A 22,861-nucleotide genomic window follows, 5' to 3' on the forward strand; every position below is an offset into this window, starting at 1 on the left:
TTTATTTGATGTGGTATCACCACCAAACTACAAAAAACTTAAAAATCATTCCGTTGGGCTTTTTCATCCAGCACATAGGAGCATATTCTTCCTCTAAAAAAACAGATGATTGCTTACTAAACTCCTCAAAATTTAACCAATTAACATTGCTGTGTGGTTGTATCAACCAGTTATGCTTTGTGGGAACAAAAAATTTGCAATTGTTGTATTGAGATAATTCATTCCTATAAATATAAAATCCAGAAATACAGTCGTTGTTAATTAAAGGGAAGTTTTTATTAATATCATTTAAATGAGGAAATAATTGTGCCTTGAAATATACTTTTTGAATGATTTTGTCAGTATCAATGTTTTTCTTTTTAAGAAGTTCTTGTGTTTTTGCATGATACAACATTGGAAGTTGTTTGCTTACTAGCTTATCATATTTCATATCAAAACTATCCCTTCTGTTTGGACCAATCCAATGCTCAATTTCAGAATTTCCTACAGAATTATCGTATAAATAGAATTTATAAATTATTTCTAAATGAATTGGAATATTGTTTTCTAATAAAATACAATCTAATTCACCTAGCGTAATTTTTTCATCTTGAATTTGAACATTCTCAAGTAAAATTTCAATATTATTATATTCAGAAAGCTGATTGATAACAAATTTTTCCACTAATTTACCCAATCGTAACTTTTGATTAATTGAAATAGCAAACTGTTCTTTTTCAAAAAATGTATAATCACTATTTAGTAATTGTTCGTTCAGCATACCTTTCCATAAGAAATTAGTTGCCAAAAAACCTTGGTATTGTAACTGAAGTTCTTTCTCTTTAAATGTCATTTATTATTTATAATGATTCTACGATAAGATCAATTTATAATCTAATGTTGGTATAAAAATACAAATAACCGTATTTTTATAGTATGATTAACGAATTTAGAAAAGGACTTCGGTTCGAAAGTTATGAAGCAAAAGCAGTTTCTCCATTTGAGAAGCTTTTTGACATATTTAAAGAATTAATAACCTATACTTCGGGAGATTTTGATGAAGCTTTTGATTGGTTAGAACAGTTAGATAGAGAATATCAACTAACAACTCCAGAATATACTTTAGATGATTTTTTAGAAGATTTAAAAAAGAAAGGATATCTAAAAGAAGAAATTGAGGATCCGAATGGAAAAGGAGGCTTAAAGATTACAGCTAAAACAGAACAAGCAATTCGCCAGAATGCATTGGATCAAATTTTTGGTAAACTTAGAAAAAGTAGCTTAGGAAATCATAAAACAAAAGCTATTGGTCAAGGAGACGAGCATACAGGTGAGTTTAGGAATTATCATTTCGGAGATTCTCTAGACCGTATTTCGATGACGGAGAGTATTAAAAATGCACAAATTAACAATGGAATAGGTAATTTTTCGTTAACCGAAAATGATTTGGTTGTAGAAGAAACTAATTTTAAAGCGCAAATGAGTACTGTGTTAATGATTGATATTAGTCATAGTATGATTTTATATGGAGAAGATAGAATAACTCCTGCTAAAAAAGTAGCGATGGCATTAACTGAATTAATTAAAACCAGATATCCTAAAGATACTATTGATATTATGGTATTCGGAAATGATGCTTGGCCTATATCTGTTAAAGAGTTACCTTATTTAAAAGTAGGACCTTATCATACCAATACTGTTGCAGGTTTGCAATTAGCAATGGACATCCTTAGAAGAAAGAGAAATACCAATAAGCAAATTTTTATGATTACCGATGGTAAACCAAGTTGTTTGCGATTATCAGACGGAACATATTATAAAAACAGTAACGGGTTAGATAAGTACATTGTAGAAAAGTGCTATAATATGGCGTCTCAAGCAAGAAAGTTACACATACCAATTACCACGTTTATGATTGCTCAAGATCCATACTTAATGCAATTTATAGAGCAATTTACAAGAGCAAATCAAGGGAAAGCATTTTACACAGGTTTGAAAGGATTGGGTGAAATGATTTTCGAAGATTACGAACAGAATAGAAAAAAACGAATAAGAGGAATATAGAATAAATTAACAATGATCAGTTTTTGAATTATGAATTCATATAATTGATCATGTATTACTGATAATTGAAAAAAATGAGCATAACAGATATTAAAACCCTAGGAGAATTAAAAGAAAGCGGATATAAGTCAATCTCTATTAAAGATGAACTACGAAAAAATTTAATTCAGAAGTTAAAAAAACAAGAAACTGTTTTTGAAGGTGTTTGGGGATATGAAAACTCGGTAATACCTGAGTTAGAAACCGCAATTTTATCAAAACACAATATCAATTTATTAGGGTTAAGAGGACAAGCAAAAACACGTTTAGCGCGTTTAATGGTTACTTTGTTAGATGAGTATATTCCAGTTGTTGCAGGTTCTGAAATAAATGACGATCCGTTACTACCTTTGTCTAGATATTCAATAGAGTTAATTGCAGAAAAAGGTGATGAAACACCAATTACTTGGTTGCATAGAGATGAACGCTTTTTTGAAAAGTTAGCAACACCAGATGTTACTGTTGCTGATTTAATTGGTGATATTGATCCAATTAAAGCAATGAATTTAAAATTAAATTATGCTGACGATCGTGTGATTCATTTTGGAATGATACCAAGAGCAAATAGATCGATTTTTGTAATTAATGAGATTCCAGATTTACAAGCGCGTATACAAGTAGCTTTATTCAATATTTTACAAGAAGGAGATATACAAATACGTGGTTTTAAATTACGTTTACCGTTAGATATTCAATTTGTGTTTACTGCAAATCCTGAAGATTATACCAACAGAGGAAGTATTGTAACACCTTTAAAAGATAGAATTGGATCTCAGATTTTAACACACTATCCAAAGTCAGTAGATATTGCTGAAAAAATTACAGAACAAGAAGCAAATACATTATCAGGACAAAAAGAAACTGTATATGTACCTAAACTAGCAAAACGATTGGTGGAACAAATAGGTTTTGAAGCTAGAGAAAGTGAATATGTAGATGTAAAAAGTGGTGTAAGTGCACGAATGAGTATTTCTATTTTTGAGAACTTATTAAGTACAGCAGAAAGAAGAAGTTTATTAACAGAAGATAGTTCAACCACTGTTCGTTTATTAGATTTCTTTGGAACAATTCCGGCTATTACAGGTAAAATAGAATTGGTATACGAAGGAGAACAGGAGGGAGCAGCAACTGTGGCTCAAATTTTAATTCAAAATGCCATTAAAACAATCTTTTTAGAGTTGTTTCCAGAAATTAAAAAGCTTAAAAAAGATGGAGAAGAAACTCCGTATGATCAAATTACACAATGGTTTTACTCGCAAGATGCTGTTGAATTGTTAGACGATATGGATGATGGTTATTTTAAAGATCAATTAAATGCAATCACTCCATTAGAAAATCTAATTCAAAAATATCAACCAGAGTTTCATAATGAAGATAAGTTATTTTTAAAAGAACTTATTTTATGGGCTTTAGCTGAGTTTAAGATTTTAAATAAAGAACGATTTACCAAAGGTTTTCAATTTAATGATCCTTTAGCAAATTATATTAGAGGTATATAATCCTTTAAAAAACAAAGTTTTTTAGTTCCTCATGGTAACCATTTTATGGTTATTATGAGGAATTAATAGTTTAAAAAGTAATGCATTTGTATTTTTGTTTAAAATGTATATTTAATGAAAAGCTTTCTAGCCCTATTCTTTTACTTTTTATTTTTACATACTTACTCTCAAACTGAATTAGAGAAGCTTAAACAAGTTTCCAGTAAAATATGCACAACGGAACAAGACCTACTTTTTTGTAAAGCATTTGAGCATTATAATTTAAATGCTTATGATTCTTGTTACATTTTTAGTAGCAAGGCTTTAAGAAACGAAAATAACAAAGAGAAAAGAGAGATACTTAATTACTTTCAAGGGTATAGCGCTATTCAAAAAGGACTTCTAAAAAAGGCACTACTTAACATTAATGAAATTTCAGATGATGGACTTCTTAAAAATTTAAAGAAGCTTAAACTAGGGTATATACATTTACAAAATAAATCTTATAAAAAAGCAATAGAAAATTATTTAGAATTGATTTCTCGTGAAGAAAAGTTAAGTTATGAGCAATTAAAAAACGTATATCATAATTTAGGAATCAGCTATTTGTTAGATGAAAGTTATAAAGAAGCGAAAATTTACCTCGATAAAGAACTTCAAATGACTGATAAGAAAGATACCGCTTCAGTAATAGGATTAAAAACAGATTTAGCTAATATTTATTATCAACAATATATGGATGAAAAGGCTATTCCTTTATTTTATGAAGCGTATAGTTTAGCTAGTACTTTTTCAGATATTGATAAGAAAAGAATAACGTCAAAAAATTTAGCAGTTGTTGAATTCAATAGAGAAAATTATAACAAGAGTGTTGTTTTTTACAGAGAGTTAATCAAATGGAAAGATTCTGTATGGAATAGAGATAAAGTATGGGAATTAGCTGAGTTAGATAAAACCAACGCAATTAAAAGTAAAGAACAAGAACTGCTTTTACAAAGACAAAAAATGAAACGTCAGCAAATAATAATGTATGCGTTGATAATTATTTCTAGTTTGATATTAATTATAGGATTTTTGGTATACAAGAGTAGAAAAAAGCGATTGTTATTTGAGGCTGAAATTCAAAAATTAAAAGTTGTAGAAGAGGAGCGAAAAAGAATTTCAGAAGAGTTGCATGATGGTGTGCTAGGAAAACTTTTTGGAATTAGAATGAATTTAGGTTTGATTAACAATCTAGAAAAAGAAAATCAATTTAATAACTACTTAGATGAACTTCAGCAAGTAGAGAAAGAAATACGAAATGTTTCTCACGAATTAGGAACACATATTCCTGAAATTTCAAATTTTAATCTTTCAATAGAACAACTAATGGAGGCAAAAAGCAGACAGGGAGATTTTAATTATAATTTGGAGTTTTTTTTGGATTTTAATTTTAAAAATATTGATACAAGTATTTTGATTAATATATACCGTGTTTTACAAGAAGTATTACATAATGTGGTAAAACATGCAAAAGCGACTCATGTAAGTTTGTTTGTAAAGAAAGAAGCTGAAAATCTTGTTTTAAATATAAAAGATGATGGAGTTGGTTTCGATGTGGATTTATCAGCTAGAAAAGGAATAGGTATTCAGAATATTCTTTCTCGTGTAAAAAAGATCAAAGGTAATGTAAATATTGAATCTAAAATTAACATAGGCACAGTAACAGAATTGAGAATTCCTTGTTAAGATTCATTGAGTTAACTTTCCCTTTTCTATGTCATTTTTTATTGTAACTTAGTTCACTAACCAAACTATATTAAAAAATGAGTCAGAAAATATCACTAGAATTAATTGAATTTGAAAAGTTAAAAGAAGGTATTTCTTTTAAAGATAAACCCCAAGGACCATTAGTAAACATGTCTGATGTTGAAAGTGGGAATCACGAACCTTTTACTGTTACTATTTTAGCTTATCTTCCAAATAATACTTTACATAAAGTATGTTTTCCTCCCAGTCTAAAAGATAAGTTAGAATTAAAAAAGAATTATATCTACTTGACTTATTATGGTGTAAAGGTTGTTACTTATTTAGATAGAAATGATAATAGACAATTAATTGATTGTAGGGATTTTAGAGTTGAGTATAAATGTAAAGAAAAATCAGAGTTTTTTGATTTATACTACATTCAATTTAAATATCAATTAGCATCAGATACACTCCCAGTTGATGCCATCATTGTTAGAGATGATGATGAAGATCCTGAAACGGATAGAGGTACTGTAACTATGCCAGCAACTGACAAGCAATAATTTTGAATAAAATAACTGTATTTTTATTATTATCTGTCAATCTAATTTATACTCAAGAAACATTCAATAATGATTTAAATAAATTTTACAAATTAGCAGAATCCATTTGTGCTAATAAGAAAGATGAGTCTTTTTGTAAAGCACTTAAGTTTTACAGGGAAGAAAAGTTTGATTCTAGTTATGTCTACTCTAACAAGCTTTCCTTTGATCAAATCAAAGATGAAAATTATATAAATGTATTAAATTATATTCAAGGAGTTAGTGCATTAAATAAAAAACTGTACAAGAGGTCTTTAGTTGGTTTTTTGAGTATGTCTGATGAAGGTTTTTTTAAAAGTTTAAGAGAATCAAAGTTAGGTAGAGTTTATTTAAGTTTGAAAAGATTTGATGATGCAATTTTAAGTTATTCTAAATGGGAGAAAATTAATTCTAATACAGATTTAAATTCAAAAAAAAATGCTTATCACAATTTTGCTTTATGCTATATTCATAAGAAAGATTACAATAAAGCAAAAGAATACTTTAATAAAGAGTTATCTTTAATATCGTCTAATGATACATTGTCTATAGTTCGGTTTAAAATGGATTTAGCCAGCGTGTATTATAATCAATATATAGATGATGAAGCTATTCCATTATTCAAAGAAGCATATACTATAGCGAAAGATTTTTCAGATATTGAATTAAAGCAATTCACATCCCAAAACATGGCAGTTGTAGAGCGTAATAGGAAAAACTTTGAGAAGAGTGTTGAATATTACAGAGAATTCATCAAATGGAAAGACTCTATTTGGAATAGAGATAATATTTTAGAGTTAACTGAACGTGACAAGAAACTAGCCATTGCTCAAAAGCAGCAAGAAATTGCGATTCAAGACGAAAAATTAAAACGTCAAAAAGTAGTTCAAAGAGGTTTAATTCTAGGAGCTTCAGGGCTGTTAATTTTCTTAGGCTTGTTGGGGTATTTCTATAAACAGCTAAAAACTAAAAATGCATTAATAACTCAGCAAAAAGAAGACTTAAATGTAGCTAACAAAACAAAAAATTATTTGTTTTCGGTAGTGTCTCATGATTTGAGATCGCCAATGAATACCATCAAGTATCAACATGAGCAGCTTAAAAAACACATTGCTAACAATGATATTGAAGGAATAAAAGAAGCTAATAATACAGCAATAACTGTTACAGAAAGTACCAGTCATTTATTAAACAATGTATTGCATTGGTCTTTAGAACAGAGTAATCAAATGGTTTTTGCAAAAAAAGAATGTCCTGTAAAACCTATTGTAGAACATGTATTATTAGATTATGAGGATTTGATAGCAGCTAATGATATTCAAATAGAAACAAACTTTATTAAAAATTCATTAGTGAATATCGATCGTGAGTCCATTAAAATTGTACTTAGAAACTTATTAGATAACGCAGTTAAGTACATGAAAAATCAAGGGAGAATAACTGTGGAAATTGGTGTAACAAATAACAATAAAGCATATATATCAGTTCAGGATACAGGGATTGGGATTTCTGAAGAGCGCTTACAAAAAATCAATGCTTTACAAGGAGTAAGTATAGATAAGATTAATCGTTCTGAAGGTGTTGGTTTAGGACTTATTTTGTGTCAGATGCTAGTTAAAAAAAATGAAGGCAATTTAGTTTTTACAAGCGAGTTAAATAAAGGAACAAAAGTAAGTATAGAGCTGCCATTAGCTTAGTTTTTAACAATAAACTACAACTAATAATTAATAACTTTTCGTTAAATTTACATTACTAACCACTGAATATAATGAAAAATCTCCGATTACTATTATTAGAAGACTTAGATAATGAAGCTAAAGACGTTATAGAGCTCCTTGAAGGAGATGGCTATGAGGTTGTTAGAGTGAAAAATTGTATTGAAGCAGAGAAGGAGTTGAAAAATCGTTTTTTTGACATTATTATTTTGGATATAATGATTGAAGGAAAACCAGAAGGAATTGAATTTGCACAACGAATTAATAGAGAAGGAATAAATATTCCTTTTTTATTTTTAACAAGCATGCAAAGCAAAGAGGTTTTTGATGAAGCCAAATTAACCAATCCTTTAGTTTATTTATTAAAACCTTACAATAAGTTAGAGTTGTTGTATTCTTTAGAGTTAGCCATAGAGTCTTGTTATCAGCAAGATAATAGCATTAGTTTTGATACTGATAATGGTGTTTTAAGTCCGAAATACTTATTTATTAAACATAAAAGAAGTGTTGTAAAAGTTGATGTAGATGCAATAAACTACATCGATGTTAAGGAAAAATATTGCAATCTTCAGTGTGATGAAGGAAGGTATTTGATAAAACTATCTTTAGTAAAACTAAAAGAAATGCTTAATAATGATGATTTTAAGCAAGTACATCGAAATTATTTAGTGAACATGAAAAGTATCAAAGAAATATATCTTGAAGATAATTTGATCATATTAAATAATTTAGAAAAAATACCTTTTAGTGAACGTTATAAAAATTCTTTTGTAAGAGATAATACAATATTTAGATAAAAAAAGGTAATAGTCCGTGAGTTTTATCTCACTTTCTATTACCCTTGCTATATAATAATCCCCTATATATTCTTAATTGGTAGCCTTTACAGGTACGTTGTCTATTTTTTGAAAACCAAACGTAAATCCTCCATTTCCATTCCATTGCTCATCAGTGTCTAAGTAAGCAGAAAAATCTTCTAAATAGCTTCCAATTGCAGGTGGTGGCGCAGATATTTTATATTCTCCTCTTAAATTGATAATTTGTTTAATATTTCCATAACCAGTGAATCTTATATTACCTGCTACATTTAATTTAATAGAAGGACTATTAATGGCACGCGTAATTTCAACAATTCCAGAAACAGTTTGTTGTTCAGGAGAAACTACCAACGAAAAATGCGTGATTGGAGCACCTGGCATTCCTACGTTGCCGATAACACCTTTTACCAAGTATGTAGTTTCTATTAATGTTTGAGTATCTTTAATTACAGCCATTTATCATTGATTTAAAGATTAATAAATATGTTGTTTCGCTGTAACTAAATTAGGATTAGAATAGAAGAAAAATCATTTTTTTTCCATAAGCGTATCAAGAAAAGGCATAAACGCTTTAATTTTTGGAATAGTGATTTAAATCTTGTTTTTTCAGAAGTTTTTTTAAAAAAATAATATCACTTTTTTTAAAGCTTTATGAGGTAACTGTTTGAGAATGTTTAACATTTAAATAAACTTAAAATTATAATAAAAGCAGTATATTTGCACGCAATTAATTATCAACTCAAAGATTTAGTTGCATTATGAACGCTCACCAATCGAAATTCGTAGGAGAAGGATTAACATATGATGATGTTTTACTAGTTCCTGCTTTCTCTGAAGTTCTTCCAAGAGAAGTAAGTATACAAACGAAGTTTACTAAAAATATAACAATAAATGTTCCAATAGTATCTGCAGCAATGGATACAGTAACTGAAAGTGCTATGGCAATTGCAATAGCAAGAGAAGGTGGTATTGGAGTACTTCACAAAAATATGTCTATTGAACAACAAGCTCAAGAAGTTCGTAAAGTTAAGAGAGCAGAGAGTGGTATGATCATAGATCCTATTACTTTACCTTTAGATGCTTTAGTTTTAGATGCTAAAAAAGCAATGAAAGAGCATAAAATTGGAGGTATACCTGTTGTTGATGACAGTAAGAAACTAGTAGGTATTGTTACGAATAGAGATTTACGTTTCGAAAAAAATAATGAAAGAGCGATTACAGAAGTAATGACTTCTGATAACTTAATCACTGTAGCTGAAGGAACATCGTTAAAAGAAGCTGAAATTATTCTTCAAGAAAATAAAATCGAAAAATTACCAGTTGTAAATGACGATGATATTTTAGTAGGATTAATTACTTTTAGAGATATTACAAAAACAACTCAAAAGCCAATAGCTAATAAAGATGTTTTAGGTAGATTACGTGTAGCAGCTGCATTAGGTGTAACTTTTGATGTTGTAGAAAGAGCTGAGGCATTAGTGAATGCTGGAGTTGATGCAGTAATTATTGACACAGCACATGGTCATACTAAAGGTGTAGTTACAGTTTTAAAAGAAGTAAAAGCAAAGTTTCCTAATTTAGATGTAGTTGTGGGTAACATTGCTACACCAGAAGCAGCTAAATACTTAGTAGAAGCAGGAGCAGATGCTGTTAAAGTAGGTATTGGACCAGGTTCTATTTGTACTACAAGAGTTGTTGCCGGAGTTGGTTTTCCTCAGTTTTCTGCTGTATTAGAAGTAGCTGCAGCTATTAAAGGAAGTGGAGTTCCTGTAATTGCAGATGGAGGAATTCGTTATACTGGTGATATTCCTAAAGCAATTGCAGCTGGTGCAGATTGTGTAATGTTAGGTTCATTATTAGCAGGTACAAAAGAGAGTCCTGGAGAAACAATTATATACGAAGGAAGAAAATTCAAATCATATAGAGGTATGGGATCTGTAGAAGCTATGAAGCAAGGTTCTAAAGATCGTTATTTCCAAGATGTTGAAGATGATATTAAAAAATTAGTTCCAGAAGGAATTGTTGGTCGTGTTCCTTATAAGGGAGAATTACAAGAAAGTATTCATCAATTTGTAGGAGGTTTACGTGCAGGTATGGGATACTGTGGAGCTAAAGACATTGAAACATTAAAAGAAACAGGTAAGTTTGTTCGTATTACAGCAAGTGGTATCAACGAAAGTCATCCACATGATGTAGCAATAACAAAAGAAGCACCAAATTATAGTAGAAGATAATTACTTTAATTATTTTTCTCTTATAAACAGTTATCAGTATGTATTACATATTGATAACTGTTTTTTTTGTTGCAAATTAAAAAACTGACAGGAATAAAGTTATATTGATAATTTATCATTTAAAAATTGTATTTTTATTAATAATGATAAAATAATATAACGAATCGTTGAAAAGTTATAAAAATAACAACAAATTCTAAGTTAGGTTTGTCGCTAATGATTTTCTGATCATTGACTTTTAACGTAAACAAATCATTCAAACTAATACATCTAATCTATGTCGACCACCAAGAAATCTTACAAAAGTGCTTTTATTTTTCTAACTTCTTTATTCTTTTTATGGGGATTTATAACTGTTTTAGTAGATTCTTTAGTCCCACGTTTAAAAGATGTTTTTGAGTTATCATATGCACAAGCAGTACTGGTACAGTTTGCTTTCTTTTTAGCATATTTTGTGTTTTCATTGCCAGCAGGTAAATTACTTTCTAAAATAGGATACCAAAAAGGAATTATTCTAGGTTTGGTAACAATGGCGGTTGGTTGTTTGTTATTTTATCCAGCTTCATCAAGTAGAATTTTTGCTGTCTTTTTAATAGGATATTTTACACTTGCAGGAGGTATTACTATTTTACAGGTAGCTGCAAATCCATATATTGCTTTATTAGGAGATGAAGAGGGAGCTTCGAGTAGGTTGAATTTATCGCAAGCTTTTAATTCTTTGGGTACAACAATTGCCCCAATTATTGGAGCGTTGTTTTTGTTAAGCGATACGGTAAAAACATCAGATGAAATAGCTTTATTGAATGAAGTTGAAAAACAAAACTATTATATAAATGAAGCAGCAACCGTTCAAAAACCATTTTTATTAATAGCTGGTTTTATTGGTTTGTTAGCGTTAGTTTTTTTCTTTATTAAACTACCAAAAGTAATAGAGAAAACTCCAGTAGGCGGATATGCTAAATTACTTGAAAACAAATTAATGTTAATGGGAGCTCTAGGTATATTTCTATATGTAGGAGCTGAGGTAGCTATTGGAAGTTTTTTAGTAAACTACTTTATGGATATGAATTTAGCTACAGTTGTTGCTGAAAATGAAACGATGATGTCAATTGCTAATACAATCGCTAAATTATTTAATCAATCTTTCTCAGGAAAAGATCCTAAATCACTTTTAGGAGTTTTTGTTGTATTTTATTGGGGAGGCGCAATGATTGGTCGTTTTATAGGAGCTTATTTAACAAAAATTCTATCGCCAGGTAAGGTACTTGCAATGTTTGCTTCTTTAGCTGTATTTATGATTGTCGTTTCTATAGCAACTACTGGTTTAGTTTCTATGTGGGCAATTTTAGCAGTTGGTTTATTCAACTCTATTATGTTTCCAACAATTTTTACATTAAGTTTAGAAGGTTTAGGTGATTTAAAAGCGCAAGCTTCTGGATTGTTATGTATGTCAATTGTTGGTGGAGCTATTATACCTTTTATCTTCGGATCATTAATTGATTTTATTGGATTTAAGCTGGCTTTTATTTTAGTGATATTATGCTATGGTTACATTGGTTTCTATGGTCAAACTAAAAAGAGTGTATCAAATCAGTAATCAATATTGAAAGTTCTTATTAGGACACATATTTTATTTAATGATTTTGTTAATGATATTACTATCGAAATGCCTTTTTTGTTATTGATTTTGTAATTATTATTTCTTATTGTTGTGAATTGTTTTGTTTTTTATTGTTGATTGTTATAAATTGTAAACATTATTAACCAATTAAATTTATAAAAATGAAAAGTTTAGGTAGAAAACTATCAAAACATGAGCAAAAGCAAGTACAGGGAGGAAATGTAGGAGGGATGCCATGTAATACTAACAGAGATTGTTGGGATGCTAGTATCTTTTTAGGTCCAGGAGACGTATCATGTAGAACTAGTTTTTTTAGTGGAGGACGCAAAGTGTGTGTTTATAACTAAAATAAATTATAAGATAATATTAGAAAAGCCGAAACAAATGTTTCGGCTTTTTTTGGGGGAGATGTTTGATAAACTAACAAACAATTAACATACTTATTACCTTTTTATAAGTTTTAAAGGCTTCTTAAGTTTAGTATCATTAAGTTTAGCATTTAAGAAGTAGATACCAGAATTATTCATAAAATCATTTTGGATATTAATTTTATGTATTCCTGCTTCTTTACTTTCCTTGTATATAGTCTTAGTTTGTCCAAGAATATTTGATAAAGAAATTTCCAAAACACCACTAGAAGTTGTCGTTAAAATTAATTGAGAATTCACATTAATTGGATTTGGAGCTACCACAAATGTCTCATCTAATAACGGAGTAGCTGTTGAATTAATACTAGTTTTACTAGCACTTCTAAGCACAACACAGTTAGTAGTACAAGCATCCGTCCAATTTCCAGTAGCTTTTCCACTTGAGCTACCCGTTACAGCAAACCATCCAGAAGTACCACGAGTTAAATCTATTGTTTGCTGGCTATTACCATCATTAAATACCACTCCAATATTATTTGCAGCAACACCATTAGGTATGGTAAATGAAGCATTAAACCAATTATTACCACCGCCAGACATTTGTTGACCAGGCCATCCTTGAGTTCCAGCTAATGTAGTATTTGTAGCTCTGTTGTATAAATATAAGTTTACAGTACTACCCCAAGTATTTGGTTTTAAAAAGTTAAAAGTAACATCATCATTTCCTGCAGGAGGAGGTGTAGTTCCTGAACAGTCAGAAGGACAAGTATTTGTCCATGTACCATTGTCAAACCAACCATCTGAGGCTCTTGATAAATCATCAGTTTGATTAGAACCAGCATTAAAAATCAATCTAATATTGTTCGTAGAAACACCAGCAGGAACATTAAGTTGATATGAATACCAAGGAGTTCCACTGATATTTGTTGTAGATGCTCCAGGCCATCCTTGAGTTCCAGTTAATGTAGCGTTCGTAGAAGCATCAAAGAAATATACATTTACATTATTGTTCCACCCATTAGGTTTTTTAAAGTTTACAGTAAAAGTAGAACCAGTTGGTGGAGGTGGAGGAGGAGTTCCTGTACAATCAGAAGAACAAGTATCTGTCCAAGTACCATTATCATACCAACCATCAGAACTTCTAGATAAATCATCTGTTTGATTTACACCATCAGTAAAAATTATACGAATGTCATTTTTAGAAAGGTTATTTGTCGCAGTAAAGTTGTATGAATACCAAGGAGTTCCACTGATGTTCGTTGTAGACGCTCCAGGCCATCCAGCTGTACCGCTAATAGTTGCATTAGTAGATGCATTGTAAAAATAAGCAGTAACATTGTTACCCCAGTTTGCTGGTTTTTTAAAATTAACGGTAAAAGGAGTAGCAGGTTCAGAAGGAGGATTGTTGTCGTTATCGTTGTCATTATCACTACCACCTTGAGTCCAAACAGCATAATCAGTACCTGATGCTTTTAATACCCAGTTGTTTCCGTTTGGAGACCAGCTTCCGCTACCTAATTTCATAGCAATTGTCCCATTTCTACCATCTATATATGCTGCATATAAATCATTTCTAGCTTGATCTATACTAATAGGTGAACCAGCATAAATTCGTACATTTTTTCTTGCTGAAATTAATTCTTTAATAGCATTTCTAACGCCTGATCCACCATCAAAAAAGTGTGTCCAAAATACCATTGGATTTCCAGGGTGCGTTAAAATATAAGCATATCCTTTTCTTAAATTAGTTTCGCCACCTGGGAAAACATAATTTGAACCACAACATTGCTGTGCAAAACCAGTATCATGGTTATCTAAGAATGTAACCGATTTTGTTGGGTTAATTCCAATCATACCAGAAGGATTTCCACCGCCATCTCTTAAATATGATAAATTATTATCGCGAATAGCATTTTGAAGTGTAACTTTAGTGTTGAAATCAAAAGCAGAAGAAGAACCCTGTGTAAAGTTTACCCAATTGTTTGTTTGAACTCTACTACTTTCTAAAAGTTCACCAACAGCAAAATATGGATTGGTAGCATCATTATATTCTTTATTGTAAATAGGATCATAACCATGCACAAAATCATATCTCCAACCATCAAAACCAATATCATTTTTAAGGAAATTCATCCAATTTTTAATTTCTTGTCTCACAGCAGGATTTCTATGATCTAAATCTCTAGCTGGACCATAAGTTCCGTTTGAACCATCAGCTTTTAAAGCAGTTCCAGGAAAATAATCTGAATTAATACTAAACTCTACTGGAAAGTTTACAAAGTTTCTACCTTCATCATCAGCGGTAATAAAAGTAGTTGGCCATGCAGGATTTGTAAAAGTCACAGCATCATTAGTTCCAACTCTATGGTTAATTACAATATCACCAATTATCTTGATATCTAAATTATGATATTGATTAATCAAATTTCTTAATTGCGCTTCGGTACCGTAAGCACTATTAAAATTGTAAAGTTCTCTTGGTAAGTATCCTTGCGGTGCACCAGAATCACTAACAGGAGGTAGCCAAATTAAATCGACACCAGCATCTTTAATAGTGTTTCTATTTTGTGTTACAACATCAAACCAAGTTTGACCTGCAGGTTGATTTTGCACATTCCAATCAAAAGCTTGAAATAGTACATCTTCATCTTGTGCATACAAACTTTGTATAGAAATTATAAGTACAAGTAATACTCGAAAAAAGGGTTGTGTTTTTCTCATTATTTTAGGTTTGTTTAATTACGATTTTTCAAAAAATACTTTTAAAATCTATGAAAAAACAGTAGTATAAGATGGTTGATTTTTTCGTTAAAAAAATGGTTTAAAAATATTTTTCAAGCAATTTATTGCGAAAAATTCAATAAATATTTTCCTTTAACTTACTACATCGTTTTCGTGTTAATAAGTAAGCTTGTTTTGTTGTTTTTTTTAACAAAATGATATTTTTTGTAGAAGAATAAAGAGGAGTTTTAATTACTAAACCGATATCGATTTTGTTTTTAATAAAATTAATGGATGTAGATTTTAGAATTATGAAATAAAAAAACCTTGCGCTAACAAGGTTTTTTATTTTCTAAGTTTTTCTTATTACAATTTTCCCCACTTCAATATGCTTTTAGTTGTAATTAATAATTGCATAGTTTAAATAGTTTTTGTTAAAATATGTTAAACAATAACTGTACCATAAATTGATATTTGATAACTTTTTTTTAAGATTGAAAGAAAAAAAACAGTGATTTTGTTAATTAAGTATTGATTTTAAGGGTTTTTTATAGTTGAAGTTTTTTTTTGATAAATAAATAAGGATTTGAAAAAAAACTCATTTGTTAAAAAGGTTTATTTTTTTGTTAAAAGTTTGTTAGTTTCGCAATCTTAAAATTATAAAATATTATGAGAAAATTTTTATTTGCATGTGTTGCAGTTTTCGGTTTAACTAATATTACAGCACAAGAAAAAGAAACTGTAGGAGGTTTTGAAAAAGGAGATGTTTTTATCTCAGGATCTGTAAACTTTAATTCAACTTCAATTTCTGATGTTGAAGGTAGTGATACAAACTTTACTTTATCACCATCTGTTGGATACTTTGTTTCAGATAATATTGCAATTGAATTAGGTTTAGCTTTCGGATCTTCTGAATTAGAAGGTACTTTTGGTGATTCAACTTCAAGTACTTTTGGTGTGACTTTAGGTGCTGATTATTATTTTACTCCAGCTAACAAATTTTCATTTGTTGTAGGTGCTGGTGTATCTTATATCACTCAAGGATCAGAAGTTGCAAGTGTTGATCAACCAGATGTTAATACTTTTGTAATTGCTGCTGCACCAGGAGTAAACTATTTCGTTTCTGAATCTTTTGCTTTAAGAGCTTCTGTAGGAGCATTATCTTATGCAACTACTAAACAAGATGTAGATGGAGCAAATTCATTCAATAGATTTGGATTTAACTTAGATTTATCTAGCGTTAATATTGGATTGACTTACAAGTTCTAATAAGAGTCGCTTAATAATAACAAAGGTCGAGTTTCATAGAGAAATTCGACCTTTTTGTTTTTTATATGTAAAACCTTAGTTTATACGATTAATCATCATCATTAGGTGATTGATAGTTTTTTACAGCTCTTTTTAATTTTTGTTGAATTCTTCTTCGTAATCTTTCTGGCTTTAACACTTCAATATAATCACCAAAACCAAGAATCAATCTTTCTAGCTCAAAATTAATTTGAACTAAAATATTAAAAGTTACTCCATTTTCATCTTCTTTAATAGTTCTTTGAGTGTGATGGAAAGGTTTGGTAATTACATAAGGAGCGTTGTGTTTATCAACCCAAAATTCTACTCTTTGTGGTCTAGAATTAGAAACACTAACTCCAACAATGTTTTTATAATATTCATCGCCATCAATTTGTTTGTCAATATAATTATCAGAAGTTAGTACATTAATATCAGTTATTCTATCTAAAGCTAAGTTGATGTAATCATTATTATGAAAAGCTAATAAAAACCATCTGTTATTATACTCTTTTAAAAGTTGAGGGTGAAGAATGTACGATTTTGCTTCTCTAGCTTTAAAAGATTTGTAAATTACTTCGATTACTTTTTTTTGTTGAATAGCTCCATATAATGTATCTATAAAATGTAATCCCTTTAAGCGCTCATTTTTATCTAAATGAATAATTGCTTTATTATTTTGCTGAGATGAGTATACAGAATCTTCTAAGCGTTGTAGTACACCATCCATTTCTTTAAATAACGAAAAATCTTTAAACTGACGTAATACTTGAATGGCGTCGTTCATAACTTTAACATCTTTTTCTGTAACCGGAATGTTCATAATAGAATAGCCTTCTTCGGCATATCTATAATATTTACGCTGATATACTTCAATAGGTGCATTGTAGCCCAATTTATCACTTCTCATCATTTGAATATCTAACTGAACAGTTCGTTTACTCACATATACATCTTTACCTTCATATTCGTATAAAGCATCAGAACAGGCATCAATTAAATCATTCAAAGTCCACTTTCGCATATTGTTACGTAAGCAACCGTCAATTGTTTTATATCGTATTAAAGCATTTTTGTTAGAAGCCATTTTTGTTTTTTGTAGATCGTATTTTGGCTAAAAATAGCAATATCAACTTAGGTTTACAAATAGTGTTTAAAATGCGATTTACATTTTATTAATAAAATAGTTACATTTAATTTGCATTAATAGAAAAATATATTATAAATTTGCTACCGTTAAAAATAAACAATGACTTTTATTCAATTACATCACCATCATCATCATATTTGCACTCAAGCGAATTGATAATGATATGTATGTAATTAAAGAACATAAAATTAAAAATCCGTTTGAGTAAATCAAACGGATTTTTTGTTTTTTAAACAAAAATAATCCAAAGATTTACTCAAACAAGAAAGCACAAAACACCATGAGTAAATTAAAATTAGCCGTACAAAAATCAGGAAGACTTAACGAAGAATCATTAAAGCTTTTAAAAGCTATCGGAATCTCTATTGATAATGGAAAAGATCAATTAAAAGCTTCTTCAAGAAACTTTCCTTTAGAAGTTTTCTTCTTACGAAATGGAGATATTCCTCAATATTTAAGAGACGGAGTGGTAGATATTGCAATTATTGGAGAAAACTTAATTGTAGAAAAAGGAGAAGGAATTTCTGTAGTAGAAAAATTAGGTTTTTCTAAGTGTAAAGTATCTATTGCAGTACCTAAAACATCAACAGCTACTAGCTTAGCAGATTTAGCAGGAAAGAAAATAGCTACTTCATATCCAAATACAGTTCAAAAATTTTTAGATAAAGCAAATATTTCAGCAAACCTACACATAATTAACGGATCTGTTGAAATTGCTCCAAATATTGGATTGGCAGATGGTATTTGTGATATTGTATCAAGTGGAAGTACTTTATTTAAAAACAACTTAAAAGAAATTGAGGTTTTATTAAAATCGGAAGCTGTTTTAGTAAAGTCTCCTAAAATTTCTGCAGAAAATGAAGCAATTTTAGATAAAGTTCAGTTTAGATTACAGTCAGTTTTAAAAGGAAGAAAAAACAAGTATGTATTACTAAACGCTCCAAATGACAAAATAGAAGAGATTACTAAAATTTTACCAGGAATGAGAAGTCCTACTATATTACCATTAGCACAAGAAGGATGGAGTTCTGTACACTCAGTAATTAATAAAAATGATTTTTGGGATGTAATAGATGAACTAAGAGCAGCAGGTGCAGAAGGAATTTTAGTATGTCCAATTGAGAACATGATTCAATAAAATTATTATGAAACAATACAATAATCCAGATAAAACACAATGGGAGTCATTATCAGAAAGGGCTCAAATAGAAAGAAGCACATTAACTGATACGGTTACCAATATTTTAGAAGATGTAAAAGAAAATAAAGACAAAGCTCTTTATAAATATGCATCATTATTTGATAAGGTTGAATTGTCTTCGTTAGAAGTATCAGTAGAAGAGTTAATAGCAGCTGAAAAAGAGGTTTCTTCAGAATTAAAAGCAGCAATAGTTTTAGCTAAAAATAATATTGAAAAATTTCACAACTCTCAGAAAGAAGCAACAAAAGTGGTTGAAACGATGAAGGGAGTTGAATGTTGGAGAAAAAGTGTAGGAATAGACAAAGTTGGTTTGTACATACCAGGAGGAACAGCACCATTATTTTCAACGATTTTAATGTTAGGAGTTCCTGCAAAAATAGCAGGCTGTAAAGAGATTGTTTTGTGTACGCCTCCTAATAAAGAAGGAAAGGTAAATCCGGCTATTTTGTATGCTGCAAATTTAGTAGGAGTAACAAAAATATTTAAAGTTGGAGGAGCTCAGGCTGTGGGAGCAATGACTTATGGTACGGAAACCATTCCGCAGGTATATAAAATTTTTGGACCAGGAAATCAATTTGTAACCAAAGCAAAAGAATTAGCACAACAGCAAGGCGTAGCTATAGATATGCCAGCCGGACCAAGTGAGGTATTGGTAATAGCTGATGAAACTTCAAATGCAAGTTTTGTGGCAGCAGATTTATTATCGCAAGCGGAACACGGAACAGATAGTCAGGTGATTTTAGTGACTAATAGAAAAATAATCGTTAATAAAGTACTAGCTCAGGTAAAAAAACAACTAAATGAGTTACCAAGAAAAGAAATAGCAGAAAAAGCATTAGAAAACAGTAGAGTTGTCTATTTATCTACTATTGAAGAGTGTATTGAATTCAGTAATTATTATGCTCCTGAACACTTAATTGTTGCTTCTGAAAAGGCTGATGATTTTATAGATAAAATTACCAATGCGGGATCTGTATTTTTAGGAAATTATAGTTGTGAAAGTGCTGGAGATTATGCTTCAGGAACAAATCACACTTTACCAACCTACGGATATGCAAGAAATTATAGTGGAGTATCATTAGATAGTTTTGTAAAGAAAATTACGTTTCAGAAATTATCAAAAGAAGGAATTCAGAATATAGGAAATGCAATTGAATTAATGGCGGAAGCAGAAGGTTTACAAGCACATAAAAATGCTGTAACATTAAGATTAGCGTCGTTAAAGTAGAAAAAGAATACAAAGAGAACTTATGGAAGGAGTAATATTTATGGGAATTCAAGCTACAGGAAAATCAACTTTTTACAAAGAGCGATTTTTTAATACACATTTTAGAGTGAGTATGGATTTATTAAATACCAGAAATAAGGAAGGTAAATTATTAGATGCTTGTATTGAGTTACAGCAAAAAATTGTAGTAGATAATACAAATCCAACTATTGAAGAAAGAGCTAAATACATTCAAAAATTTAAAGAAAGAAAGTATAAAACAATAGGGTATTATTTCTGTTCTAAAGTAGAAGAATCGTTAGAAAGAAATAGTAAAAGAGAAGGTAAAGAGAGAATTCCAGATGTAGGGATTTTCTCAACAAAGAAAAGGCTAGTTTTTCCTAACCTTTCTGAAGGTTTTGATGAATTATATTATGTAGAAATAAGAGAAAATGAGTTTTATGTAAAAGATTGGAACAATGAAGTTTGATGAATTAGATAAACAAGTGCGGGTATATGAAACCGCTAGTGATTATTGTGTATTACCAAATATGTACATGGTTGCCAGAATTGATGGAAGAAGTTTTACAAGGTTAACTAAAGAAGTTCACCAGTTTGAAGCTCCTTTTGATGTTAAGTTTAGAGATTTAAAGGTAGCTACTACAGAACATTTAATGAATTGTGGTTTTAATGTAGTTTATGGTTATACAGAGAGTGATGAAATTTCGTTGTTATTTTCAATAAAAGAAAACTTATTTAATAGAAAAACTAGAAAATACAATTCAATATTAGCAGGAGAGGCAAGTGCAAAATTCTCTCTTTTATTAAAAGATATTGGTGTATTTGATTCAAGAATTTCACAATTACCAACTCAAAAGTTAGTGATTGATTATTTTAGATGGCGTAATGAAGATGCTTTTAGAAATGCATTAAATGCTCATTGTTATTGGATGTTGAGGAAAAATGGAGAAACTGTAGCAAAAGCCACTAAAAGCATTGAAGGTAAATCAGTAGCATCTAAAAATGAGCTATTGTATCAAAACAATATAAATTTTAACGAATTACCTAATTGGCAAAAAAGAGGAATTGGTTTGTACTGGGAATTTTATGAAAAAGAAGGAGTAAATCAAAAGACAAAAGAAAAAACAATTACATACAGAAGAAGATTAAAGATTGATTATGATCTGCCAATGAAAGATGATTATAGTCGTTTTATAGAAAGAATTTTAGAAAAAGATCAATAGTAAAAATTAACCAACTTAAACTGTTTATAAAAAATGTTTAGTTTAAAAAGTATAGTACGTAAAAACATATGGGAATTAACTCCTTATTCATCAGCAAGAGACGAGTTTAAAGGAAGTGCAGACGTTTTTTTAGATGCTAATGAAAATCCTTACGGTACTTTAAATAGGTATCCTGATCCACATCAGAAAAAAATTAAAGAAAGATTATCTACGATTAAAAAAGTAGTGAGCAATCAAATTTTTGTGGGTAACGGAAGTGATGAAGTAATTGATTTGGCTTTTAGAATTTTTTGTGAGCCAGGTAAGGATAAAGCGCTTACTTTTTCTCCTACTTATGGAATGTATGATGTTTCTGCAGCTATTAATAATGTTGAGTTAATTAAGCAACCGTTGATTAATGATTTTCAAATCAATTTGAATCAATTGCAACCATATTTAGATGATCCAAGTTTAAAAATGATTTTTGTTTGTTCACCTAACAATCCAACAGCAAATACTTTTAACGTTCAAGATGTAGAATACATACTAGAAAATTTCAATGGTGTTGTAATTATAGATGAAGCATATATTGATTTTAGTGAGCAAGAGTCGTTTATTAGTAAAATTAATGAATATCCAAATTTAATTGTAAGTCAGACTTTTAGTAAAGCATGGGGATTGGCAGGTGTTAGAGTTGGAGTTGCATATTCAAATGCTGAAATTATTACTTTATACAATAGTGTAAAGCCACCTTATAATGTAAGTCAGTTAAATCAAGAAGCAGTGTTAGCATCATTAAATGATTTAGATACATTTGAATCGAATGTAGATGTAATATTGAAGGAAAGAAAAGATTTAAAGCAAAAATTGGCTTCTTTAAAAATGGTGAATAAGATTTATCCATCAGATGCAAACTTTTTGTTGGTGAATGTTGATAACGCTAATGAAACGTATCAGTATTTAATTGATCAAAAAGTAATTATTAGAAATAGAAATAAACTGGTTGATAATTGTATCCGTATTACAGTAGGATCGCCAGAAGAGAATGAGAAATTAATTGAAAGCCTTCAATTAATTTCGAAATCCTGAACTTGATTCAGGAACTTTGCTATGAAAAATGAAATTATGGATGATAAGAAAAAATATTATTGTTACATATTGAGTAATAAAAATAGAACCGTATTGTATATAGGGTATACAGATAATTTAGAAAGAAGACTAAATCAACATAAAAGAGGAAACGGAGCATTATTTACAAAAAAATATAATGTTGTTGAGTTGGTTTTTTTCGAAGAATATGAAGAAAAAAGTGAGGCTAAAAAAAGAGAAAAACAGTTGAAGAATTGGAAAAGAGAATGGAAATGGGATTTAGTTAGAAATAACAACCCTGAATTAAGCACAATTAAAATTATAAAGAAAAGATCCTGAATCAAGTTCAGGATTGATT

At 29.7% G+C, this 22,861-nt stretch carries 20 protein-coding genes; 16 read left to right on the plus strand and 4 right to left on the minus strand.

Translation table 11 applies throughout. The features are described from left to right. Positions 1-16 precede the first annotated feature (16 nt). Positions 17-832: a DUF1853 family protein gene (locus EYW44_RS00430; protein WP_132721277.1), complete on the minus strand. Its 816-nt coding sequence runs from the start codon at positions 830-832 to the stop codon at positions 17-19. Positions 833-915: 83 nt separating this feature from the next. Between EYW44_RS00430 and EYW44_RS00435 the strand changes: the two genes are divergently transcribed. The 6 genes from EYW44_RS00435 to EYW44_RS00460 all read left to right on the plus strand — a co-directional run bounded on the left by EYW44_RS00435 (position 916) and on the right by EYW44_RS00460 (position 8,381). Then, entirely contained in the window at positions 916-2,043 is a 1,128-nt protein-coding gene (locus EYW44_RS00435) for a vWA domain-containing protein (protein ID WP_132721279.1), read from the plus strand. Between the two features lie 74 nt (positions 2,044-2,117). After that, entirely contained in the window at positions 2,118-3,581 is a 1,464-nt protein-coding gene (locus EYW44_RS00440; protein ID WP_132721281.1) for a sigma 54-interacting transcriptional regulator, read from the plus strand. A 114-nt stretch (positions 3,582-3,695) separates the two neighbouring features. Then, positions 3,696-5,288, plus strand: a complete 1,593-nt coding sequence (locus EYW44_RS00445) for a tetratricopeptide repeat-containing sensor histidine kinase (protein WP_132721283.1) — start codon at positions 3,696-3,698, stop codon at positions 5,286-5,288. 77 nt (positions 5,289-5,365) lie between these two features. Beyond that, positions 5,366-5,851, plus strand: coding sequence for a hypothetical protein (locus EYW44_RS00450; RefSeq protein ID WP_132721285.1), 486 nt, complete (start codon positions 5,366-5,368; stop codon positions 5,849-5,851). 2 nt (positions 5,852-5,853) lie between these two features. Next, entirely contained in the window at positions 5,854-7,566 is a 1,713-nt protein-coding gene (locus tag EYW44_RS00455) for a tetratricopeptide repeat-containing sensor histidine kinase (RefSeq protein ID WP_132721287.1), read from the plus strand. A gap of 71 nt (positions 7,567-7,637) precedes the next feature. After that, complete coding sequence (locus EYW44_RS00460) at positions 7,638-8,381, plus strand: LytR/AlgR family response regulator transcription factor (RefSeq protein WP_132721289.1); 744 nt, start codon at positions 7,638-7,640, stop codon at positions 8,379-8,381. Between the two features lie 72 nt (positions 8,382-8,453). Here the strand turns inward: EYW44_RS00460 and EYW44_RS00465 are convergent, their stop codons facing one another. Then, positions 8,454-8,858 carry a DUF1842 domain-containing protein gene (locus EYW44_RS00465; protein ID WP_132721291.1) on the minus strand — a complete coding sequence of 135 codons (405 nt, stop codon included), beginning with the start codon at positions 8,856-8,858 and terminating at the stop codon, positions 8,454-8,456. Between the two features lie 302 nt (positions 8,859-9,160). Here EYW44_RS00465 and guaB point away from each other — a divergent pair, with 302 nt between their 5' ends. The 3 genes from guaB to EYW44_RS00480 all read left to right on the plus strand — a co-directional run bounded on the left by guaB (position 9,161) and on the right by EYW44_RS00480 (position 12,604). Then, positions 9,161-10,636 (plus strand): IMP dehydrogenase, encoded by a 1,476-nt coding sequence (guaB, locus tag EYW44_RS00470; protein ID WP_132721293.1) that lies wholly within the window; start codon positions 9,161-9,163, stop codon positions 10,634-10,636. A 277-nt stretch (positions 10,637-10,913) separates the two neighbouring features. Beyond that, positions 10,914-12,233: a sugar MFS transporter gene (locus EYW44_RS00475; RefSeq protein ID WP_132721295.1), complete on the plus strand. Its 1,320-nt coding sequence runs from the start codon at positions 10,914-10,916 to the stop codon at positions 12,231-12,233. Positions 12,234-12,418: 185 nt separating this feature from the next. Further along, positions 12,419-12,604: a hypothetical protein gene (locus EYW44_RS00480; protein ID WP_132721297.1), complete on the plus strand. Its 186-nt coding sequence runs from the start codon at positions 12,419-12,421 to the stop codon at positions 12,602-12,604. A gap of 96 nt (positions 12,605-12,700) precedes the next feature. Here EYW44_RS00480 and EYW44_RS00485 read toward each other — a convergent pair whose 3' ends face one another. Continuing rightward, positions 12,701-15,346 (minus strand): starch-binding protein, encoded by a 2,646-nt coding sequence (locus tag EYW44_RS00485; RefSeq protein ID WP_132721299.1) that lies wholly within the window; start codon positions 15,344-15,346, stop codon positions 12,701-12,703. Positions 15,347-16,015: 669 nt separating this feature from the next. On the opposite strand from EYW44_RS00485, the gene EYW44_RS00490 reads away from it, so the two are divergent. Then, on the plus strand, positions 16,016-16,615 hold the full coding sequence (locus EYW44_RS00490) for an OmpW family outer membrane protein (RefSeq protein WP_132721301.1): 600 nt from the start codon (positions 16,016-16,018) through the stop codon (positions 16,613-16,615). Positions 16,616-16,703: 88 nt separating this feature from the next. Here the strand turns inward: EYW44_RS00490 and EYW44_RS00495 are convergent, their stop codons facing one another. After that, positions 16,704-17,720: a helix-turn-helix transcriptional regulator gene (locus tag EYW44_RS00495; protein ID WP_132721303.1), complete on the minus strand. Its 1,017-nt coding sequence runs from the start codon at positions 17,718-17,720 to the stop codon at positions 16,704-16,706. A gap of 343 nt (positions 17,721-18,063) precedes the next feature. On the opposite strand from EYW44_RS00495, the gene hisG reads away from it, so the two are divergent. The 6 genes from hisG to EYW44_RS00525 are packed head-to-tail and all read left to right on the plus strand — an operon-like array spanning position 18,064 to position 22,842. Continuing rightward, complete coding sequence (gene hisG / locus EYW44_RS00500) at positions 18,064-18,921, plus strand: ATP phosphoribosyltransferase (protein WP_132721305.1); 858 nt, start codon at positions 18,064-18,066, stop codon at positions 18,919-18,921. Positions 18,922-18,928: 7 nt separating this feature from the next. Continuing rightward, entirely contained in the window at positions 18,929-20,212 is a 1,284-nt protein-coding gene (gene hisD / locus EYW44_RS00505) for a histidinol dehydrogenase (protein ID WP_132721307.1), read from the plus strand. 22 nt (positions 20,213-20,234) lie between these two features. Further along, entirely contained in the window at positions 20,235-20,681 is a 447-nt protein-coding gene (locus tag EYW44_RS00510; protein ID WP_132721309.1) for an AAA family ATPase, read from the plus strand. Beyond that, positions 20,671-21,435: a tRNA(His) guanylyltransferase Thg1 family protein gene (locus EYW44_RS00515; RefSeq protein ID WP_132721311.1), complete on the plus strand. Its 765-nt coding sequence runs from the start codon at positions 20,671-20,673 to the stop codon at positions 21,433-21,435. Before EYW44_RS00510 ends, EYW44_RS00515 begins: the two co-directional genes overlap by 11 nt. Before the next feature lie 33 nt (positions 21,436-21,468). Continuing rightward, on the plus strand, positions 21,469-22,503 hold the full coding sequence (hisC, locus tag EYW44_RS00520) for a histidinol-phosphate transaminase (RefSeq protein ID WP_132721313.1): 1,035 nt from the start codon (positions 21,469-21,471) through the stop codon (positions 22,501-22,503). Between the two features lie 21 nt (positions 22,504-22,524). Continuing rightward, entirely contained in the window at positions 22,525-22,842 is a 318-nt protein-coding gene (locus tag EYW44_RS00525; RefSeq protein WP_132721315.1) for a GIY-YIG nuclease family protein, read from the plus strand. Positions 22,843-22,861 lie beyond the last annotated feature (19 nt).

The organism is Tenacibaculum sp. M341, from assembly GCF_004337695.1.
Lineage (GTDB): Bacteria > Bacteroidota > Bacteroidia > Flavobacteriales > Flavobacteriaceae > Polaribacter.